Source organism: Streptomyces sp. NPDC006265, assembly GCF_040613555.1.
Lineage (GTDB): Bacteria > Actinomycetota > Actinomycetes > Streptomycetales > Streptomycetaceae > Streptomyces.
Map to the genome: position 1 here is coordinate 1 of NZ_JBEXSH010001481.1, position 1,200 is coordinate 1,200.

Annotated in this window: 2 protein-coding genes; both read left to right on the forward strand. The window is 69.8% G+C overall.

Annotation, left to right across the window (positions count from 1 at the left end; translation table 11 throughout):
• A partial coding sequence (locus tag ABZ281_RS49970; RefSeq protein WP_356665542.1) for an NUDIX domain-containing protein occupies window positions 1-644 on the forward strand: 644 nt, incomplete at its 5' end.
• Window positions 645-725: 81 nt separating this feature from the next.
• Complete coding sequence (locus ABZ281_RS49975; RefSeq protein WP_356665544.1) at window positions 726-1,172, forward strand: HIT domain-containing protein; 447 nt, start codon at window positions 726-728, stop codon at window positions 1,170-1,172.
• Window positions 1,173-1,200: the final 28 nt, after the last annotated feature.

The following is a 1,200-nucleotide window of genomic DNA, read 5'->3' on the forward strand; positions in this document are numbered from 1 at the left end:
AGGTCTTCACGGCCCGCTGGAGCGGACACCCCGACACGGCGGACCTACAAGAGGGCGTCCTCCTGCAGTGGTTCACCCCCGACATGCTGGACCGACTACCCATGAGTCCCGGCCTCGGCGACCTGATCCGCCGCCACGCGGCCGAGCATCCCCCGGTCGGCAGTGCGCCGGACCGCATCCGCCCGCTGCACGAAGAGGCGCCGGAGGGGACCGAGCTCCACATCGTCGGCGTCCACCTGCACCTCCAGGACGAGCAGGGCCGGATCCTCCTCGGACTGCGCCATCCCGACTCGGCCTTCGCGCCGGACGAATGGCACTTTTTGGCAGGTCATTGCGAGAGGGAAGCCGCCATCAGCTGTTTGGTGCGCGAGGCTCAGGAGGAAGCCGGGCTGACCATCGATCCCCGTGACATCGAGCTCGTGCATGTGGTCCACCACGTCGACTCGCCGACGGCGCGGGCACGGATCGCGCTCGTCTTCCAGGCCCGGGCATGGTCCGGTACCCCGCAACTCCTGGAGCCCCACCGGTGCGTGGCGTGGCGGTGGTTCAGCCCGCAGGATCTTCCGGCAAAGGTCGTGCCGTACACCCGCCTGGCGATCGAAGGCATCGTCGCGGGCCGCCCGTACACCCAGACGGGCTGGTGAGCACCTGTGACGCTCCCACCGACACCCAGCTCTTCCTGGCCTGAGCACTTCCTCGCGCACCGCGCCGGCCACCACTGCCCAATGTGCGGCAACGACTGGACGGCCGACGACATCGGATGGGGGCTGCTGCTACACCGCGGCGAGGTGTCCCAGTCCTATCTCTGGCGCTCCGGGCAAGTCCGGGGCTACTCCATCACCATCGTGACCGCGCGCCACGTGGCCGAGCCCACCGAACTTTCGGACGACGAAGCCGCCGCCTTCTGGCGGGACACCCTCGCCCTGGGCCGCGCACTTGAGGCGCACTACCAGCCGCTGAAGATGAACTACCTACTCCTCGGTAACGCCATTCCGCATGCCCACCATCACGTCGTGCCGCGACGGGAGTCGGGTGCGGACCCGGCGCCGGGCGGCCCCTTGCCCTTCGACGTGCTCGACCTCGGGCACCAGGACGAGGCCCAACTTCAGGCAGACGCCCGGGCGCTGCGCCGGCTGATGAACGGCCCCGGCAGGCCGGAGGCCGGGCGATGAACGCGCAGTTCGACGTCACGGCCGTGGC